Genomic DNA, 17,170 nt, shown 5'->3' on the forward strand with positions numbered 1-17,170 from the left:
CTCGAAAGAGGGTCGGGGGTTTGTCTTTGTGCGGAAGAAATTCACTCCTGGCCATGCCAGCTCATGTGCAGATGGTTGCTTCGTTCGGTGTTCCGGCCATTAAGGTGCGCCGCGAAAGTACCGATGCTCTGCTCGCCGGGGAGTGCTAAGGTCTGAGGTTGCTCGTGCGAGCCTGAAAAATCGACCTTCCGGAGGAGTCAGATTCATGTCGTATAAAACCATCTATCTCAAGCCGGGCGGCGGCTATGACAATGTCGTTATCGGCAGTAGCGAAGCGGCGGCGCCAGAGGCTGGTGAAATTACCGTAAGGCTGCGTGCCAGTTCCCTCAACTATCATGACTTTGCCGTCGTCAGCGGCATGTGGGGGCCGAGTGTGCAGCGGATTCCCATGGCAGACGGTGCCGGAGAGGTGGTTGCCGTAGGTGAGGGCGTCACCGAGTTTGCCGTAGGCGATCAGGTCGTGAGTACGTTTTTTCCTGACTGGCTCGACGGTGAGCCGCAGCAGGAAGGTTTTGGAACGGTACCGGGCGACGGTGTCGATGGTTATGCTCGGGAAGCCGTTACGGCGCGTGCCACGTCTTTTACCAGGGCGCCCCAGGGTTGGAGTCATGCTGAGGCTGCAACGCTTACTACGGCCGGTCTGACCGCCTGGCGCGCGTTGATGACTGACGACTCGCTGAAGCCTGGGGACAGCGTTCTTATCCAAGGTACCGGTGGGGTTTCGATCTTCGCGCTTCAGTTCGCCAAAATGGCCGGCGCGACGGTGATTGCCACCTCTTCCAGGGACGAGAAGCTGGAGCGGCTGAAGGCCATGGGGGCCGACCACCTGATCAACTATCGCAGTACGCCCAACTGGGGCGAGAAGGTGCGTGAGTTAACCAATGATCGGGGCGTTGACCACGTCATCGAGGTAGGCGGGCCCGCGACCCTGGAGCAGTCGATGATTGCGGCACGTATTGGTGGGCATATTTCTGTGATTGGCATCCTTACCGGCGTCGCCGGGGAGCTGGGCATCGTTACTGCGCTGACACGGCAGTTGCGCCTGCAGGGTGTGCTGGTTGGAAACCGTACCCAGCAGCAGGAGATGATCAGGGCTATCGATGCCAATGGCATGCGTCCGGTTATCGATAGCCATTTCCCGCTGGACGAAATTGTTGAGGCGTTCCGCTATCAGGAAAGTAATCGTCACTTCGGTAAAATCTGCCTCGATATCTAAGCAGGATTGCTTCCTGATCGCTAGGTAACCCTGGTCCTGAAACGGGCTTGCTCACTGTCGATTAGCTCAGTAACCAAGACGCCCGATACAACGTATCGGGCTTTTTTGATTGCAAGAAAGCGCCGTTCAGAGAGCGACGGGTTCAAGTTTTTGAAACCGTCGTAACCCGCCGCTCCCAGCGGCTGGCATTCCAGCTCAGGTCAGCGTCGACTCAGCCCCACACAAACCAGAAATCTTGCTGTGCTGAAGCAATACGTAATCTTCGCCTTCACGCTGACCACGGCGCAGCGGGTTACGGGTGCAGTGTGGCGCGAAGCCGGCGTCGACGAAACGGTAGGGAAGATGCTCATCGCGACCTGGCGGAATGCCAAGGCGGGTTGTCTGGATGATATCGGGCCGCGCACCGATGTCATCTATACGCAGCCGCCTCGGGTCCATAGGTTTCGCATTCCATTCGACGACGGTCAGCCCCAGCGCCTTGCACAATAGCGACTGGCCGGAGCAAAGACGGGTAAGTGCGCGCACGCCGCCAGCGGCTGCAGGGCTGTTGGCGAGCATGCGTTCCAGGGATGCTTCGGAGGAAATCGTATCGACCCAGGGATAACCGGCTTTGATGCATACGGCGTTGCCATCGCCCTGAACACTGAAGTTCAGTGAGTCTCCGCCGCGCGAGTAATAGAGGTAGGGGTGCCCGGCGGGCATGAACATGGCTCGTCGTGACGGGCTGTTGCCTAGTGAGGAGTGACTGGCCTTCTCGTGGATATAGTAGGCCTCGGTTTCGATAATACGAGCTGATAGCCACAGGCCGTCTACACAGTGGCGAATCACTGTCCCCAACAGCTCGCGTGCGACGAGCTGGGCGTCCCGGTCGAAGAAGGCATCGTCCAGATGTTTATGCTGTGGCTCGGCAAGACTGTCCATCATTACTCCATTGTCAGCAAGTCTCCCTCTACGACCGCATAAGCGGAACGAATCTCCAGTGTCGACGGTAATTACCACGATGCCCGATGGGTGGAGCCAGGCTTTGCCTATCGCTAGAACGCAAAAAGCCCCGCATGTGCGGGGCTTTCTGACTCGAGTAACTTTGGTCAGACGTTAAATCTGAAATGCATAACGTCGCCGTCTTTGACGATGTACTCCTTGCCTTCCAGACGCCATTTGCCGGCTTCCTTGGCGCCGGCTTCGCCCCGGTACTGGATAAAGTCGTTGTAGGCGATGACTTCGGCGCGGATGAAGCCTTTTTCAAAGTCGGTGTGAATCACGCCGGCGGCCTGCGGAGCGGTGGCACCGACCTTGACGGTCCAGGCGCGGACTTCCTTCACGCCAGCGGTGAAGTAGGTCTGCAGGTTGAGCAGCTCGTAACCGGCGCGGATCACGCGGTTCAGACCCGGCTCTTCAAGGCCGAGGGCCTCGAGGAACATGTCCTTCTCCTCGCCGTCATCCAGCTCGGCGATTTCCGCTTCGATCTTGTTGCACACCGGGACCACGATGGCGCCTTCTTCATCGGCGATAGCGCGCACGATGTCCAGCAGCGGATTGTCTTCGAAGCCGTCTTCGGCAACGTTGGCGATGTACATGACCGGCTTGCTGGTCAGCAGGTGGAAGCCGCGGACGATCTGCTTCTCCTCGGCGCTCATGTCACGCAGCAGCGTGCGTGCCGGCTTGCCTTCGGTGAAGTGGGGAATCAGCTTTTCCAGCAGCGCTTTCTGCGCCAGGGCTTCCTTGTCGCCGCCCTTGGCGTTGCGGGTGACCTTTTGCAGTTGTTTCTCGCAGCTGTCGAGGTCGGCGAAGATCAGCTCCAGGTCGATGATCTCGATGTCGCGCTTGGGATCGACCGAGTTGGCCACATGGATGACGTTGTCATCCTGGAAGCAGCGCACCACGTGGGCGATGGCATCGGTCTCGCGGATGTTGGCGAGGAACTTGTTGCCCAGGCCTTCGCCTTTGGAAGCGCCGGCCACCAGGCCGGCGATGTCGACGAACTCCATGGTTGTGGGCAGCACGCGCTCAGGCTTGACGATTTCCGCCAACGCCGCCAGGCGGGCGTCGGGCATCGGCACGATGCCACTGTTCGGCTCGATGGTGCAGAAGGGGAAGTTTTCTGCAGCGATACCGGACTTGGTAAGGGCGTTGAACAGGGTGGACTTGCCGACGTTGGGCAGGCCGACGATGCCGCAATTGAATCCCATGAGTGGTGAACCCTCGCGCAGATGAATCGAAAAAGGTGAGGAGCTGTTAAGCCTTTTGGCTGTGCAGGCGACGCATCGCGGCCGTCCAGTCGCCAGTCAGGATTTCCGGAAGTACATCGAAGGTGAAATCGATGCTGGCATCCAGCTTTTCGCGTTCTGACTGGGGAGCGCGACCCAGCACATAGCCGGTAACCAAGCTGCTGTGTCCGGGATGGCCGATGCCCAGCCGCAGACGGTGAAAATTGTTTTGATTGCCGAGCCTGGCGATGATGTCGCGCAGGCCATTGTGCCCGCCGTGCCCACCGCCCTGTTTGAGCTTGGCGACGCCGGGGGGCATGTCGAGTTCATCATGGGCAACGAGGATGGACTCGGGAGGAATTCGGTAAAAGCCAGCCAGTGCCGCCACCGCTTGACCGCTGCGGTTCATGAATGTGGTGGGGATCAACAGGCGGACATCTTCGCCCTGATGGCGAAACTTGCCGACCAGGCCAAAGTACTTGCGATCGGCGCTGAGGTTGACGCCTTTGGCGGCGGCCAGACGCTCAACGAAAAGGGCCCCTGCGTTATGCCGGGTCTGGTCGTATTCGGGACCTGGATTACCCAAGCCAACGATCAGTTGTACGGCAGTCACGACAGAGGCCCTTCCTATTCAGCAAGCTGCGAGTGGATTACTCGTCAGCGGCTTCTTCTTTCTCGGCGTCATCATCTTTGTTCACGCGTGGTGCGTGAATGTTGACGACCGGGAGGTCGCTACCGTGCTGCAGAGCAACGAAGGCAACGCCTTGCGGCAGTTTCAGGTCGCTCATGTGCAGAACCTGGCCGACTTCCATGTTGGCGATGTCGACTTCGATGAAGTCCGGCAGGTCTTGCGGCAGGCAGGTCACTTCAGCGTCTGGCAGGTTCAGGTAGACTTCGCCACCCTGCTGCTTGACGCCAATGGAGGTCTCCTGGTTGATCAGGTGTACCGGTACGGTAGCGGTCAGCTTCTGGCCAGCGATAACGCGCTGGAAGTCAGCGTGCAGAACGAAGCCTTTGGCCGGATGACGCTGCAGCGCCTTGATCACCACGTCCTGGCTCTTGCCATCGACGTTCAGCGTGATGATGTTGCTGAACGCGATTTCGTTTTCCAGCATCTTGGCCAGGTCTTTGGCGAGGAGGCTGATCGATTGCGGCGCAGCTTCGCCACCGTAGATCACGGCCGGTACGAGGTTGGCGTTACGACGCAGGCGGCGGCTCGCACCTTTCCCCAGGTCGGAACGCTCTTGGGCATCCAGTTTGAAGTCAGTCATTGTGTTTCTCCAGGATAGCAACGCGCCCGATGTGCTTGCGACCAGCACTATCGGGCGGTTGGATAAAGCCCCGCAGTAAGACGGGGCACATTTTCGCTCTGCGCGAGCGCTGGGCTTTTGGCCTAGCGGAACATCGCGCTGATCGATTCAGCATTGCTGATGCGGCGAACCGCCTCAGCCACCATTGGCGCAATGTCCAACTGGCGAATACGGTTACAGGACTGGGCGGCAGCCGACAGCGGAATGGTATTGGTCACCACCAGTTCGTCGAGGATCGAGCCTTCGATGTTCTCGATGGCGCGACCGGACAGAATCGGGTGGGTGCAATACGCCAGAACTTTCTCTGCACCGTGATCTTTCAGTGCAGCCGCGGCGTGGCACAGGGTGCCGGCGGTGTCGACCATGTCATCGACCAGGATGCAGGTACGGCCCTCGACATCACCGATGATGTGCATGACTTCCGACACGTTGGCCTTGGGCCGACGCTTGTCGATAATCGCCAGATCCACGCCCAGCGCCTTGGCCACCGCACGGGCGCGAACCACGCCGCCAATGTCGGGGGAGACGATCATCAGGTTCTCGAAACGCTGTGCCTGGATGTCATCGACCAGGACCGGCGAGCCGTAGATGTTGTCTACGGGCATGTCGAAGAAGCCCTGGATCTGATCGGCGTGCAGGTCGACGGTAAGGACGCGGTTGACGCCCACTACATCGAGCATGTCGGCCACAACCTTGGCACTGATCGGTACGCGAGCCGAACGCGGACGACGGTCCTGGCGGGCGTAACCGAAGTAGGGAATGACAGCCGTGATACGGGTAGCCGAGGAGCGGCGGAAGGCATCAGCCATTACCACCAGTTCCATCAGGTTGTCATTGGTCGGCGCGCAGGTCGGCTGGATCAGGAAGACGTCCTTGCCGCGAACATTTTCATTGATTTCGACACTGATTTCGCCGTCGGAAAACTTTCCGACGTAGGCGTCACCGAGGGGGATATGCAACTGACGTACGACACGCCGGGCCAGATCGGGGTTGGCGTTCCCCGTGAAGACCATCATCTTGGACACGCGCAGTACCTGCCTGAGGGTGGGTCCGATGAAACAAAAAGCTGTTCAAAAGGCCGGGCTCTTTGAACAGCTCTCAAGTGTATGGCAGGGGCGGCTGGATTCGAACCAACGCATGCCAGGATCAAAACCTGGTGCCTTACCGCTTGGCGACGCCCCTGTGGAAAAACATATTGCTGCTTGATCGTACGTACCCTTGAGGGTTGTGGCAGGGGCGGCTGGATTCGAACCAACGCATGCCAGGATCAAAACCTGGTGCCTTACCGCTTGGCGACGCCCCTGTATCGTACAACCGAATGCTAGGCATTCACTTCCTGCTCCAGTTCTTTGAGCTTGCGGTGCAACATCGAAATATTGCGTCCTTGGGCTACAAAACCAGGCATGTCGGCTGGAAGCTGGCGGCAGACTTTATCAGCCTCGGCCTTGTTTGGAAAGCTTCCAAACACACAAGCTCCAGTGCCAGTCATTTTTGCTGGAACAAATTTGTTCAGCAAGTTCAAAGCGTTACGGACTTCCGGAAAGCGCTTTTCTACGACCGGCTGGCAGTCGTTATGACCACCCCCTGCAAGAAGGCTGCGAACTGTAATGGCCGGGGTATTGCGTGTCAACTCTGGGTCGGAAAATATTTCCGCTGTACTAACAGAGACTTGCGGCGCGATGACCAGATACCAGGGCTCGCTCAATTCCACCGGCTGCAGACGTTCGCCAACACCTTCGGCAAAGGCTGCGCGGCCGCGGACGAATACCGGGACATCGGCACCAAGCTCCAGTCCGATCCGAGCCAGGCAGTCCTCGCCCATGTTGGTCTGCCAGAGATGGTCTAGCCCTAGAAGGGTGGTCGCAGCATCGGAGCTGCCGCCGCCGATTCCGCCTCCCATTGGCAGCCGTTTAAGCAGCTGGATATCGGCCCCCAAGGGGCAGCCACTGCGTGATTGCAGAAGGCGGGCGGCGCGGACGATCAGGTTGCTGTCGTGATCGACGCCGGGCAGCTCGGTATGCAGGCGTATCTGTCCGTCGTTGCGCAGGGTGAAGGTCAGCTCGTCACCATGGTCGAGAAACTGGAACAGCGTCTGCAGCTCATGGTAGCCATCGGCGCGGCGACCCGTGATATGCAGCATCAGGTTGAGCTTCGCCGGGGCGGGCAGGCGGAGCGTGCTCATCAGTGGCCGAGCTGGCGTGGCTGCCAGTCCTTGATGACTAGAGTGATTTGCAGATCGCGACCCTCCAGCTTGATGCGCGACGGCAGGGCGAGACCGTCTTCTTCCTCGTAAGCGAGGTACTGAACGTCCCAGTTGTCCTGCTGCAGTGTCGCCAGCCGTCCGTTGTGATCGAGGCTGATACGGCTGCGGCTATCAGGTGCCGGTAGCCCGCGAATCCACCAGAGCAGATTGGAAACCGGCAGTTGCCATCCAAGCTGGCTTTCAACCAGCGCTTCCGGTGATTGCGCCTCGAAACGGCCCTGTCCGGCGACTTCCAGGGTCACAGCGTCTGATCGGCCGGTGAGGCGGGTGGCGCCGCGACCCAGCGGGCCGGAGAGGCGGATATCGAAATAGTCTTGGCGCTGGAGCCAGAACAGGGTGCCGCTGCCGGAGTCCTGTGGTGCGCGAATGCCGATCTTGCCACTGATTTGCCAGCCATCGATGTGGCTGATCCGCGCCTTGTGGGATTTCCAGTCTTCAGGGTTGCCGGGGCCTTGAACGGATTCTTGCGGGCCAAGGCCGGCGCAACCGGCTAGCAGAAGGGCAAGTAGCGGCAGCAGCAAGTTTCGCATGGGGAGCATGGGTCAGGGTTTCTCCGAGCCAGTCAGGCGTTGCAGGGTTTCACGCAGGATCGGGCTGTCCGGTTGTTCCTTCAGGGCCTGTGCCCAGATCGCACGCGCCTCGCGCCGTTTGCCGGCGGCCCAGAGCACCTCACCTAGATGGGCCGCGACCTCGTGGTCGGGAAAGCGCTGGTGGGCCTGGCGCAACTGGGCTTCGGCTTCTTCCAGATTACCCAGGCGGTAATTCACCCAGCCGAGGCTGTCGAGAATTGCTGCGTCGTCCGGGTTCAATGCAAAGGCCTGCTCGATCAGTTCCAAGGCTTCGCTGTAACGCTCCGTGCGGTCGGCCAGGGTGTAGCCCAGGGCGTTAAGGGCCATGGCGTTGTCCGGTTCGCGTTCGATGATAAAGCGCAGGTCCCGTTCCAGCTGTTTCAGATCTCCGCGCTTCTCGGCAACCATGGCGCGGGTATAGAGCAGGGTGAGGTCGTCGGGAAACTCCTCTAGGGCCTGTTCGGTCAGCTTCCAGGCCTGATCGGTCCGCTGTTGTCCGGAAAGTGCTTCGATCTCGATGAGATACAGCTGGATCGCGTAATCAGGCTGCTGTTCGCGGGCGCGGGTCAGCATATGCGAGGCCTCCTGGTTGCGGCCCAGGGAGAAAAGTAATTCGGCCTGTAGAAGTTGCGCGGGCAGGTATTCATTGCCGGGGCTGACCTGGGCAAAAGCGGCCAGGGCCTGCTCCGGTTCGCCCAGCTCGCGCCAGGCACGACCCAGGTTGAATTGGGCGGCATCGACATGGCTGCCGCGTTCGATCAATTCTTCCAGATAGACGATCGCTTCGCGCCAGGCCTGAGCCTCGAGGCAGACCAGCGCCATGGAGAAGCGCAGGTCGTCGTCACCGGGATATTGCTGAACCAGCGTGGCGAATTCGCCCATGGCATCGTCGAGACGCTCCTGCTCTACCAGCAGCCGTGCAAAGGTCAGGCGCAGGCGCTTGTCCTCGGGGTGCCGCCGCAGGCTTTTTTCCAGGAGCGGGACGGCTTCGTCGCCGCGGTCGAGAATCTGCAGCAAGCGTGCCTGCAAAAGTGTCGACGGAATCTGTTGCTGGTCGGTGGATTGCTCTTCAAGCAGGGCCAGCGCTTCTTCGATGCGCTCGTCCTGCTGCAGCAGCACGGCTTTGCCGAATGTCAGCTGCGGATTACCGGGATGCCTGGCCAACAGTTGATCGAAGCTTTGCAGCAGGCCGGCACGGGTCTCCGGGCCGGTCTGGGCAGCTGACAGGGCGAGGAAGTCAAAGTGGGTGTCACCCTGGCCCTGCAGGACCTTTTCCATGAATTCCAGGGACTCTTCATAGCGACCGGCGCGCGCCAGCTGAACGGCGGCGGCTCGCTGTGCCTCAAGGTTGCCCGGAGCGTTGCTGGCCCAGATCATCGCGGTATCGAGTGCTGCCTGCTCGGCGCCCAGATACTCGGCGATACGAAAACCGCGCTCGGCGACGCCGGCATCCTGAGTCGCATTGGCCTGGCGGACGTAGTTGTTCAGGGCGATATCGAAACGATTACGCTGCCCGGCTAGCTCGGCCACCAAGAGGGAATACAGGGTGTCTCTGCTGAAGGACGCATATTCGTCGGGACCGATTGTCGCAGGCTCGGGCATCGACTCCTCGACCGGCGGGCTGCTTTCGGGAGCGCTTTGCAAAAGGCTTTGGCAACCACTGAGAAACAGGGCGGCGCTGAGGACGAGAAGCTTATTCATAGGGAATACGGGGTTGATCTGCGGTCGCGGCATGATGACACAAGCCGTCAGGCAAGCACATGGGGCGGGCTCGCAAGGCGATTTGGCTGGAACGATGCAGTACAGACAATTGAGGTCAACGGTTGTTCTGAAGCAGGCGAAGTAGGAGAATCCCGCGTTCTGTTTTGGAATCAACGACCCCCGCATGGCTTTCATCGCGCTTGGCATCAATCACAAGACCGCATCGGTGGATGTGCGTGAGCGTGTGGCCTTCACACCTGAGCAGATGGTCGAAGCGCTGCAGCAATTGTGTCGTGTGACTCCGACACGCGAGGCGGCCATCCTGTCGACCTGCAACCGCAGCGAGTTGTATCTGCAGCAGGATGAAGCTGAAGCCGGGCAGGTTCTGGCCTGGCTTGCCGAATACCACAATCTGAACATTGAAGAACTCAAGGCCTGCGCCTACGTTCATGTTGATGAGCAGGCGGTGCGACACATGATGCGCGTCGCCTGCGGATTGGACTCCATGGTGCTTGGCGAGCCGCAGATTCTCGGTCAGATGAAGTCCGCCTATGCCGTGGCGCGCGAGGCGGGGAGCCTTGGGCCATTGCTGGGGCGCCTGTTCCAGGCCACGTTCAGCACTGCAAAAACCGTCCGTACCGATACTGCCATCGGCGAGAACCCGGTTTCGGTTGCCTTTGCCGCCGTCAGCCTGGCCAAGCAGATCTTTTCCAATCTGGACCGCAGTCAGGCCCTGCTGATTGGCGCTGGCGAAACCATCACGCTGGTCGCGCGCCATCTGCATGAGCAGGGCGTCAAGCGTATCGTGGTTGCCAACCGGACCCTGGAGCGAGCCAGTACGCTGGCTGAGCAATTCGGGGCGCACGCCATCCTGCTCGCCGATATTCCGCAAGAGCTGTACAACTGCGACATCGTCATCAGCTCAACCGCCAGCCAGCTGCCCATTCTGGGCAAGGGCGCTGTCGAGCAGGCGCTGAAAAAGCGCAAGCACAAGCCCATGTTCATGGTCGATATCGCTGTGCCGCGGGATATCGAGCCGCAGGTGGGGGAGCTGGAAGACGTCTACCTTTATACCGTCGACGACCTGCATGAAGTGGTAGCCGAAAACCTCAAGAGCCGGCAGGGCGCAGCCATGGCGGCCGAGGAGCTGGTCGCCGCCGGCACCGATGATTTCATGGTGCGGCTGCGTGAGCTGGCGGCGGTGGATGTGCTCAAAGCCTTTCGACAACAGGCAGAGCAGATTCGAGACGATGAATTGAGCAAGGCCCAGCGTTTGCTAGCCAACGGCAGCAGTGCCGAGGATGTCCTCGTCCAGTTGGCGCGCGGGTTGACCAACAAGTTGCTGCACGCTCCCAGTGTGCAGTTGAAAAAACTCTCTGCCGAAGGGCGCGTGGAAGCACTGGGCATCGTTCAGGAGCTTTTCGCCCTGCAAGACCATACGGGCAAACCATGAAAGCGTCGCTGCTAAACAAACTCGACATCCTGCAGGATCGCTTTGAAGAGCTGACGGCGCTGCTCGGCGATGCCGAAGTGATCAGCGATCAGACGCGCTTCCGCGCCTACTCGCGCGAGTACGCCGAGATCGAGCCGGTCATCGATGCCTACCGCGAATACCTCAAGCTGCAGTCCGACCTCGAAGGCGCTCAGGCGCTGCTCAAGGACAGTGATCCGGATGTGCGCGAGATGGCTGAAGAGGAAGTCGAGCAGGCCCGTGCTCAGCTCGGGGAAGTCGAGGCACGCCTGCAGCGCATGCTGCTGCCAAAAGATCCGAAGGACGGCCGTAACGTCTTCCTCGAGATTCGTGCCGGCACTGGTGGTGACGAGGCGGCGATCTTTTCCGGCGACCTGTTTCGCATGTACTCGCGTTATGCCGAACGGCAGGGCTGGCGGGTCGAGATTCTTTCCGAGAGTCCCGGTGAACACGGTGGCTACAAGGAAGTGATCTCGCGAGTCGAAGGCGACAACGTATACGCCAAGCTGAAGTTCGAATCCGGCGCGCATCGGGTTCAGCGCGTGCCGGAAACCGAATCGCAGGGCCGTATTCACACCTCGGCCTGTACGGTGGCGGTGCTGCCCGAGCCTGATGAGCAGATTGCCATCGAGATCAATCCGGCTGACCTGCGCATCGACACCTATCGCGCGTCCGGTGCCGGTGGTCAGCACGTCAACAAGACCGACTCAGCGGTGCGCATCACCCACCTGCCCAGCGGCATTGTGGTGGAGTGTCAGGAAGAACGTTCGCAGCACAAGAACCGTGCGCGCGCCATGTCCTGGCTGGCGGCCAAGCTGCAGGACGTGCAGGACAGCGCCGCGCACAAGGAAATCTCCGATACCCGCAAGTTGCTGGTCGGCTCCGGTGATCGCTCCGAGCGGATCCGTACATACAACTTTCCCCAGGGGCGGGTGACCGATCACCGCATCAATCTGACCCTGTATTCCCTGGGTGAAGTGGTCGGTGGTGCGCTGGAGCAAATCATCGAGCCGTTGCTGCAGGAATACCAGGCCGACCAGCTGGCAGCCCTGGGCGATTAACCGCAGAGACCGATCTCAGGCCACAGGAGCTGGATGCCAGGCGCCTTGTAGTCCGGGGCTTGCCGCGTGAGGCCCAACGTTATGCCCACCATCGAATCCTTGCTGAACGACAGCAACCTGCCCGACTCGTCGAGCCCTCGGCTGGATGTCGAGCTATTGCTTGCTCATGCCCTGGATAAGCCGCGCAGCTATTTGCGCACCTGGCCAGAGCGCGTGCCTACCGACGAGCAGTGCCAGCGTTTTGCGGGCTATCTGCAGCGTCGTCGCCAAGGCGAACCTGTGGCCTATATTCTCGGGCGTCAGGGGTTTTGGAATCTCGATCTCGAAGTCGCGGCGCACACCTTGATCCCTCGGCCAGATACGGAGTTGCTGGTTGAGACTGCGTTGCAACTACTCCCGGCGACCGCCGTCCAGGTGCTGGATCTTGGCACCGGCACTGGTGCGATCGCCTTGGCGCTGGCCAGAGAGCGTCCGGCTTGGCAGGCAACCGGGGTGGACCGCGTCGCCGAGGCCGTCGCCTTGGCGGAACGCAACGCCCGGCAACTGAGCCTGCATAATGTGCGCTTTCACCAGAGCCATTGGTTTTCCGCGTTGCAGGGGCAGCGTTACGATCTGATCGTGAGTAATCCACCCTATATACGAGCTGGCGACCCGCATCTATCCCAGGGTGATGTGCGTTTCGAGCCCGGCAGTGCGCTGGTAGCCGGCGAAGATGGTTTGGATGACATTCGGCACATCATCGTCCAGGCACCGGCTCACCTGCAGAGCGCCGGATGGTTGCTGCTGGAGCATGGCTATGATCAGGCCGAGGCGGTGCGGACGTTGCTCAGCGAGGGCGGCTTCGTGGCGGTTGAAAGTCGGCGCGATTACGGCGGTCACGAACGCATCAGTCTCGGGCGACGGAACAGGGGAAATAATGAATGTTGAGTGACGACGAGCTGCTGCGTTACAGCCGCCAAATCTTGTTGAAGCAGGTCGATATCGACGGCCAGCTGAAGCTCAAGCAGAGCCGCGTTCTGATCGTCGGGCTGGGAGGGCTGGGCTCGCCCGTGGCGTTGTATCTCGCCGCCGCCGGCGTTGGCGAAATGCACCTGGCCGATTTCGACAGCCTCGATATGACCAATCTGCAGCGGCAGATCGTGCATGAAACAGCCTCGGTTGACCTGCCCAAGGTGGATTCGGCCATTGCACGGCTATCGGCGCTCAACCCGTTGATCAAATTGGTGCCGCATCGCGTTGCGCTGGATGCGGAGAGTATCGGCGCAGTTGTCGATCAGGTCGATCTGGTGCTGGACTGTACCGACAACTTCGCCATCCGTGAGGTCATGAATGCCGCCTGCGTGGCGGCGAAGAAGCCGCTGGTCAGTGGTGCCGCGATTCGTCTGGAAGGGCAACTGACGGTTTTTGATCCGCGTGTCGAGAGCAGCCCTTGCTATCACTGTTTATACGGCCATGGCAGCGAAGCAGAGCTGACCTGCAGCGAGGCAGGTGTGCTCGGTCCGGTGGTGGGTGTGATCGGCAGCTTGCAGGCGCTTGAAGCACTGAAGCTTCTGGCTGGTTTTGGCGAGCCGCTGGTGGGCCGTTTGCTGCTGGTAGATGCCTTGGGTAGTCGTTTCCGCGAGTTGAAGGTCAAGCGTGACCCAGCCTGCGCGGTCTGTGGGCCGCAGCATGGCTGAGAATGCGCCCATCGGCGTCTTCGATTCCGGCGTCGGCGGGCTGTCAGTGCTGCGCGAAATTCGCCTGCGCCTGCCGCGTGAGTCGTTGTTGTACCTGGCAGACAGTGGCTATGTTCCCTACGGCGAGAAAAGCCCGGAGTTCATCCGCGAGCGTTGCCGCTCGATTGCTGCTTTTCTGCTGGAGCAGGGCGCCAAGGCATTGGTGCTGGCCTGCAATACCGCAACTGCCGCTGGCATTGCCGAATTGCGCGAGCTGTATCCGCAGATTCCGCTGGTGGGCATGGAGCCTGCGGTCAAACCGGCCGCGCAGGCGACCCGCAGCGGCGTGGTGGGTGTGCTGGCCACTACCGGAACGTTGCGAAGCGCCCGTTTTGCGGCGCTATTGGATCGTTTTGCAAGTAATGTCCGGGTTATCACCCAGCCTTGTCCCGGGTTGGTCGAATGCATCGAGGCGGGTGAGCTGAGCGCCCCGGCCACCCGGGCACTGCTTGAGACTTTTGTCCAGCCTCTGCTCGAACAGGGCTGCGATACACTGATTCTCGGCTGCACGCATTACCCGTTTCTCAAGCCGTTGCTGGCTGAAATACTGCCCTCGACCGTCACTCTGGTAGATACTGGCGCAGCAGTGGCGCGTCAGCTCGAAGCGGTGCTGGCGGCGCGCAATCAACTGGCGGGCGGCGAACCCAACACGCGGTTCTGGAGCACTGGTGAACCTCAGCGACTGGTGGAAGTACTGCCAATACTTTGGGGGGAGGGCGCGGCGGTTACCTACTATCCTGGGTAGGAACTCCGCGCTGTGCTTGCTTTCTGTATTGGGTGTGACGTTCGAACAACAACAAAGTGATGCCTAATTTTGATAAGGAAAATCTGATGAAGAAGCTGATCTCCCTTGCTGTGGTTGCGGCAGTGTCGTTGGGTCAGGTGGCTGCCGTTCACGCGTTGGATCTGACCGCTGCTGTCGGTCGTACTGGTGAGTCGACGTCCACTTTTCGTCTCGGTGCACAGTTCGATTTCAATCGCAGCTGGTTTCAGAGCAGTGTAGGGCGGCTCACCGGATATTGGGATGTCGGTTACACCTACTGGGAAGGTGACAAGACTTCGACCAACCACAGCATTTCGCTGGCGCCGGTGTTCGTCTATGAGTTCGCCGGGGAGTCGGTCAAGCCGTACGTGGAGCTGGGCATCGGTGTTGCCGCATTCGAGAACACCAAGGTGGAAGATAAGGACCTGGGCTCGTCATTTCAGTTCGAGGACCGCATCGGTGCCGGTCTGCGCTTCGCTGGCGGGCATGAGCTGGGCCTGCGCGCGATTCACTATTCCAACGCCGGGATCAAAAGCCCCAACGACGGCATAGAGACTTACTCGCTGCACTACCGGATGTCTTTCTGATATTCACAAACTGGCGGTATGGCAGCTAGCCTGCCGCCAGCCCTGCGCTATTGATAGGCGGACTCAGAGCCCTTGCGCTCCTCCAGGCAGTCTTCCGATCCCAGTTCGAACTCCCGACAAATCAGTGGCCGCCGCTCGTAGATGGTGCAGCGCATGCTGTCCCGATCCAGTGCTGCACACCAGCCATCATCGAGGCGACGCATTACCTGACCGCCCCAGGCATCTTCATCGATGAAGCGCTGCGGTACCCCGGTATCGCTGATCAGCATGACTTCGAGGCGGCAGCAGCATGCTGCGCAGGTGCTGCAGCTGACGCGGTTGGCGCTCAGCTGCCGGTGGGGGATGAGATCGGGCATGCGGCCAGTCTACGCCTTCGCAGACTGGCTCTGAACCCCGATCAGTCGCTCTCTTCGAGCTGCTTGGCTTTCCAGCCCCCGCCGCCTGGCAGCAGCAGGTTAAGCACCAGCGCGATGATGGCACAGAGCGAAATGCCGGAGAGGCTGAACTCGCCATGGCCAACCACCATGCCGCCAATGCCGAAGACCAGTGTTACCGAGACGATGATGAGGTTGCGTGCCTCCGACAGATCCACCTGATGGCGGATCAATGTACTCAGGCCGACCACTGCGATCGAGCCGAACAGCAGGCAGAGAATGCCGCCCATCACGGGTACCGGAATGCTCAGCAATGCCGCGCCGAACTTGCCGATGAATGCCAGGACGATGGCGAACACGGCAGCCCAGGTCATGATCTTCGGGTTGTAGTTCTTGGTCAGCATCACCGCGCCGGTTACTTCTGCATAGGTGGTGTTGGGCGGCCCGCCAAACAGTCCTGCTGCAGAAGTTGCCAGGCCATCGCCCAACAGGGTGCGGTGCAGGCCGGGCTTCTTGATGAAGTTCTTGCCCGTAACCCCGCCAATCGCAACTACGCCGCCGATATGCTCAATGGCCGGCGCCAGTGCCACGGGGACCATGAACAGAATCGCGCCCCAATGAAATTCCGGAGCGACGAAATTCGGCATGGCCAGCCAAGGCGCGGCGGCGATGCCGCTGGTGTCGACCACGCCGAAGACGAAGCACAGGCCGTAGCCCACCGCGACTCCTGCCAGGATCGGCACCAGGCGAAACAGACCGCGACCCATCACTGCCACCAGGAGAGTCGTCACCAGTGCCGGCATTGAGATCATCATGGCCGTTTCGTAGGGGATCAGCTGCGCGCTGCCATCGCCGGCCTTGCCCATCGCCATATTCACCGCGACCGGCGACAGGGCCAGGCCGATGGAGATTATGACCGGGGCGATAACCACTGGCGGCAGCAGGCGGTCGATAAAGCCAGGGCCGCGCAGCTGTACCGCAAAGCCCATCAGCACATAAACCAGCCCCGCTGCCACCACGCCGCCGAGGACTGCTGGCAGGCCGAAGTCGGCCTTGGCAGCGATGATCGGCGCGATAAAGGCGAAGCTCGACGCCAGGAAAACCGGAACCTGACGCTTGGTGACGAGCTGAAACAGCAGGGTGCCGATACCTGCCGTGAACAGTGCCACGTTGGGATCCATGCCGGTGATCAGTGGCATCAGCACCAGAGCACCGAACGCCACGAATAGCATCTGCGCGCCGGCTATAACCTGCCGGCCGAGGGGCTCTTCCATGACTTGCGACATGTTCAGACGTCCTTCTGCTTGGTACCGAAAAGCTTGTCGCCGGCATCGCCGAGGCCGGGCACGATGTAACCGTGCTCATCCAGCCGCTCGTCGATCGAGGCGGTATAGATGATGACGTCCGGGTGGGCCTGTTCCACTACCTTGATACCTTCGGGGGCGGCGACCAATACCAGCGCGCGGATTTCCTTGCAGCCGGCCTTCTTCAGCATATCGATGGTCGCGACCATGGAGCCGCCCGTCGCCAGCATGGGGTCGATGATCATCGCCAGGCGCTGGTCGAGGTTGTCCACCAGACGCTCCAGATAAGTGTGGGCCTGCAAAGTTTCCTCATTGCGCGCGATACCCACAGCGCTGACCTTGGCGCCAGGAATCAGGCTGAGCACGCCATCTAGCATGCCGATGCCGGCGCGCAGAATGGGCACCACGGTGATCTTCTTGCCGGAGATCTTTTCCACCTGAACCGGGCCGCACCAGCCATCGATGCTGTAGGTTTCCAGCGGCATGTCGCGAGTCGCTTCGTATGTCAGAATCGATCCGACCTCCTGGGCCAGTTCGCGGAAGTTCTTGGTACTGATATCGGCACGACGCATCAGTCCAAGTTTGTGGCGAATAAGCGGATGGCGAATCTCTTGAATGGGCATGGCGGG

At 60.4% G+C, this 17,170-nt stretch carries 18 protein-coding genes and 2 tRNA genes; 7 read left to right on the forward strand and 13 right to left on the reverse strand.

The window, feature by feature from the left end; genetic code table 11:
- The first annotated feature begins 205 nt into the window (after nucleotides 1-205).
- Nucleotides 206-1,216: a zinc-dependent alcohol dehydrogenase family protein gene (locus tag BN1079_RS00005; RefSeq protein ID WP_037021442.1), complete on the forward strand. Its 1,011-nt coding sequence runs from the start codon at nucleotides 206-208 to the stop codon at nucleotides 1,214-1,216.
- A gap of 195 nt (nucleotides 1,217-1,411) precedes the next feature.
- Here BN1079_RS00005 and BN1079_RS00010 read toward each other — a convergent pair whose 3' ends face one another.
- The 10 genes from BN1079_RS00010 to BN1079_RS00055 form a co-directional block, all read right to left on the reverse strand.
- Nucleotides 1,412-2,137 (reverse strand): DNA-3-methyladenine glycosylase, encoded by a 726-nt coding sequence (locus BN1079_RS00010; protein ID WP_037021443.1) that lies wholly within the window; start codon nucleotides 2,135-2,137, stop codon nucleotides 1,412-1,414.
- 167 nt (nucleotides 2,138-2,304) lie between these two features.
- Nucleotides 2,305-3,405 (reverse strand): redox-regulated ATPase YchF, encoded by a 1,101-nt coding sequence (ychF, locus tag BN1079_RS00015; RefSeq protein ID WP_037021445.1) that lies wholly within the window; start codon nucleotides 3,403-3,405, stop codon nucleotides 2,305-2,307.
- Nucleotides 3,406-3,451: 46 nt separating this feature from the next.
- Complete coding sequence (pth, locus tag BN1079_RS00020; protein WP_037021447.1) at nucleotides 3,452-4,036, reverse strand: aminoacyl-tRNA hydrolase; 585 nt, start codon at nucleotides 4,034-4,036, stop codon at nucleotides 3,452-3,454.
- 37 nt (nucleotides 4,037-4,073) lie between these two features.
- A complete protein-coding gene (locus BN1079_RS00025) occupies nucleotides 4,074-4,694 on the reverse strand; it encodes a 50S ribosomal protein L25/general stress protein Ctc (RefSeq protein WP_037021449.1) in 621 nt (206 codons plus the stop codon).
- 122 nt (nucleotides 4,695-4,816) lie between these two features.
- Nucleotides 4,817-5,758: a ribose-phosphate pyrophosphokinase gene (locus BN1079_RS00030; RefSeq protein ID WP_037021451.1), complete on the reverse strand. Its 942-nt coding sequence runs from the start codon at nucleotides 5,756-5,758 to the stop codon at nucleotides 4,817-4,819.
- 82 nt (nucleotides 5,759-5,840) lie between these two features.
- Nucleotides 5,841-5,915, reverse strand: a tRNA-Gln gene (locus tag BN1079_RS00035).
- A gap of 46 nt (nucleotides 5,916-5,961) precedes the next feature.
- Nucleotides 5,962-6,036: transfer RNA gene (locus tag BN1079_RS00040), tRNA-Gln, on the reverse strand.
- A gap of 18 nt (nucleotides 6,037-6,054) precedes the next feature.
- On the reverse strand, nucleotides 6,055-6,915 hold the full coding sequence (gene ispE / locus BN1079_RS00045) for a 4-(cytidine 5'-diphospho)-2-C-methyl-D-erythritol kinase (protein WP_037021453.1): 861 nt from the start codon (nucleotides 6,913-6,915) through the stop codon (nucleotides 6,055-6,057).
- Complete coding sequence (gene lolB / locus BN1079_RS00050; RefSeq protein ID WP_037021455.1) at nucleotides 6,915-7,535, reverse strand: lipoprotein insertase outer membrane protein LolB; 621 nt, start codon at nucleotides 7,533-7,535, stop codon at nucleotides 6,915-6,917. Before lolB ends, ispE begins: the two co-directional genes overlap by 1 nt.
- Before the next feature lie 3 nt (nucleotides 7,536-7,538).
- Nucleotides 7,539-9,266 (reverse strand): tetratricopeptide repeat protein, encoded by a 1,728-nt coding sequence (locus BN1079_RS00055; protein WP_037026519.1) that lies wholly within the window; start codon nucleotides 9,264-9,266, stop codon nucleotides 7,539-7,541.
- A gap of 184 nt (nucleotides 9,267-9,450) precedes the next feature.
- Between BN1079_RS00055 and hemA the strand changes: the two genes are divergently transcribed.
- From hemA to BN1079_RS00085, 6 genes are all read left to right on the forward strand, one after another.
- On the forward strand, nucleotides 9,451-10,719 hold the full coding sequence (gene hemA, locus BN1079_RS00060) for a glutamyl-tRNA reductase (RefSeq protein ID WP_037021457.1): 1,269 nt from the start codon (nucleotides 9,451-9,453) through the stop codon (nucleotides 10,717-10,719).
- Nucleotides 10,716-11,798, forward strand: a complete 1,083-nt coding sequence (gene prfA / locus BN1079_RS00065) for a peptide chain release factor 1 (protein WP_037021459.1) — start codon at nucleotides 10,716-10,718, stop codon at nucleotides 11,796-11,798. Before hemA ends, prfA begins: the two co-directional genes overlap by 4 nt.
- Before the next feature lie 81 nt (nucleotides 11,799-11,879).
- Nucleotides 11,880-12,725 carry a peptide chain release factor N(5)-glutamine methyltransferase gene (gene prmC, locus BN1079_RS00070; RefSeq protein WP_037021461.1) on the forward strand — a complete coding sequence of 282 codons (846 nt, stop codon included), beginning with the start codon at nucleotides 11,880-11,882 and terminating at the stop codon, nucleotides 12,723-12,725.
- Nucleotides 12,719-13,474 carry a molybdopterin-synthase adenylyltransferase MoeB gene (locus BN1079_RS00075; protein ID WP_037021463.1) on the forward strand — a complete coding sequence of 252 codons (756 nt, stop codon included), beginning with the start codon at nucleotides 12,719-12,721 and terminating at the stop codon, nucleotides 13,472-13,474. The genes prmC and BN1079_RS00075 overlap by 7 nt, the downstream gene beginning before the upstream one ends.
- A complete protein-coding gene (murI, locus tag BN1079_RS00080) occupies nucleotides 13,467-14,258 on the forward strand; it encodes a glutamate racemase (protein ID WP_037026520.1) in 792 nt (263 codons plus the stop codon). The genes BN1079_RS00075 and murI overlap by 8 nt, the downstream gene beginning before the upstream one ends.
- 86 nt (nucleotides 14,259-14,344) lie before the next feature.
- Nucleotides 14,345-14,863, forward strand: coding sequence for an acyloxyacyl hydrolase (locus BN1079_RS00085; RefSeq protein ID WP_037021464.1), 519 nt, complete (start codon nucleotides 14,345-14,347; stop codon nucleotides 14,861-14,863).
- A 47-nt stretch (nucleotides 14,864-14,910) separates the two neighbouring features.
- On the opposite strand, the gene BN1079_RS00090 is transcribed toward BN1079_RS00085, so the two are convergent.
- The 3 genes from BN1079_RS00090 to upp are packed head-to-tail and all read right to left on the reverse strand — an operon-like array spanning nucleotide 14,911 to nucleotide 17,164.
- Complete coding sequence (locus BN1079_RS00090) at nucleotides 14,911-15,219, reverse strand: YkgJ family cysteine cluster protein (RefSeq protein WP_037021465.1); 309 nt, start codon at nucleotides 15,217-15,219, stop codon at nucleotides 14,911-14,913.
- 41 nt (nucleotides 15,220-15,260) lie between these two features.
- Complete coding sequence (locus BN1079_RS00095; RefSeq protein WP_037021466.1) at nucleotides 15,261-16,523, reverse strand: uracil-xanthine permease family protein; 1,263 nt, start codon at nucleotides 16,521-16,523, stop codon at nucleotides 15,261-15,263.
- Between the two features lie 2 nt (nucleotides 16,524-16,525).
- A complete protein-coding gene (gene upp / locus BN1079_RS00100) occupies nucleotides 16,526-17,164 on the reverse strand; it encodes a uracil phosphoribosyltransferase (RefSeq protein WP_037021467.1) in 639 nt (212 codons plus the stop codon).
- Nucleotides 17,165-17,170 lie beyond the last annotated feature (6 nt).

This window comes from Pseudomonas saudiphocaensis (assembly GCF_000756775.1).
In the GTDB taxonomy this organism is placed as follows: Bacteria; Pseudomonadota; Gammaproteobacteria; order Pseudomonadales; family Pseudomonadaceae; genus Stutzerimonas; species Stutzerimonas saudiphocaensis.

Coding starts and splice junctions, on each gene's coding strand:
- BN1079_RS00005 (WP_037021442.1), top strand. CDS start 206: ATGTCGTATAAAACCATCTATCTCAAGCCGGGCGGCGGCTATGACAAT.
- BN1079_RS00010 (WP_037021443.1), bottom strand. CDS start 2,137: ATGGACAGTCTTGCCGAGCCACAGCATAAACATCTGGACGATGCCTTC.
- ychF (WP_037021445.1), bottom strand. CDS start 3,405: ATGGGATTCAATTGCGGCATCGTCGGCCTGCCCAACGTCGGCAAGTCC.
- BN1079_RS00025 (WP_037021449.1), bottom strand. CDS start 4,694: ATGACTGACTTCAAACTGGATGCCCAAGAGCGTTCCGACCTGGGGAAA.
- ispE (WP_037021453.1), bottom strand. CDS start 6,915: ATGAGCACGCTCCGCCTGCCCGCCCCGGCGAAGCTCAACCTGATGCTG.
- lolB (WP_037021455.1), bottom strand. CDS start 7,535: ATGCTCCCCATGCGAAACTTGCTGCTGCCGCTACTTGCCCTTCTGCTA.
- BN1079_RS00055 (WP_037026519.1), bottom strand. CDS start 9,266: ATGAATAAGCTTCTCGTCCTCAGCGCCGCCCTGTTTCTCAGTGGTTGC.
- hemA (WP_037021457.1), top strand. CDS start 9,451: ATGGCTTTCATCGCGCTTGGCATCAATCACAAGACCGCATCGGTGGAT.
- prfA (WP_037021459.1), top strand. CDS start 10,716: ATGAAAGCGTCGCTGCTAAACAAACTCGACATCCTGCAGGATCGCTTT.
- prmC (WP_037021461.1), top strand. CDS start 11,880: ATGCCCACCATCGAATCCTTGCTGAACGACAGCAACCTGCCCGACTCG.
- BN1079_RS00075 (WP_037021463.1), top strand. CDS start 12,719: ATGTTGAGTGACGACGAGCTGCTGCGTTACAGCCGCCAAATCTTGTTG.
- murI (WP_037026520.1), top strand. CDS start 13,467: ATGGCTGAGAATGCGCCCATCGGCGTCTTCGATTCCGGCGTCGGCGGG.
- BN1079_RS00085 (WP_037021464.1), top strand. CDS start 14,345: ATGAAGAAGCTGATCTCCCTTGCTGTGGTTGCGGCAGTGTCGTTGGGT.
- BN1079_RS00090 (WP_037021465.1), bottom strand. CDS start 15,219: ATGCCCGATCTCATCCCCCACCGGCAGCTGAGCGCCAACCGCGTCAGC.
- BN1079_RS00095 (WP_037021466.1), bottom strand. CDS start 16,523: ATGTCGCAAGTCATGGAAGAGCCCCTCGGCCGGCAGGTTATAGCCGGC.
- upp (WP_037021467.1), bottom strand. CDS start 17,164: ATGCCCATTCAAGAGATTCGCCATCCGCTTATTCGCCACAAACTTGGA.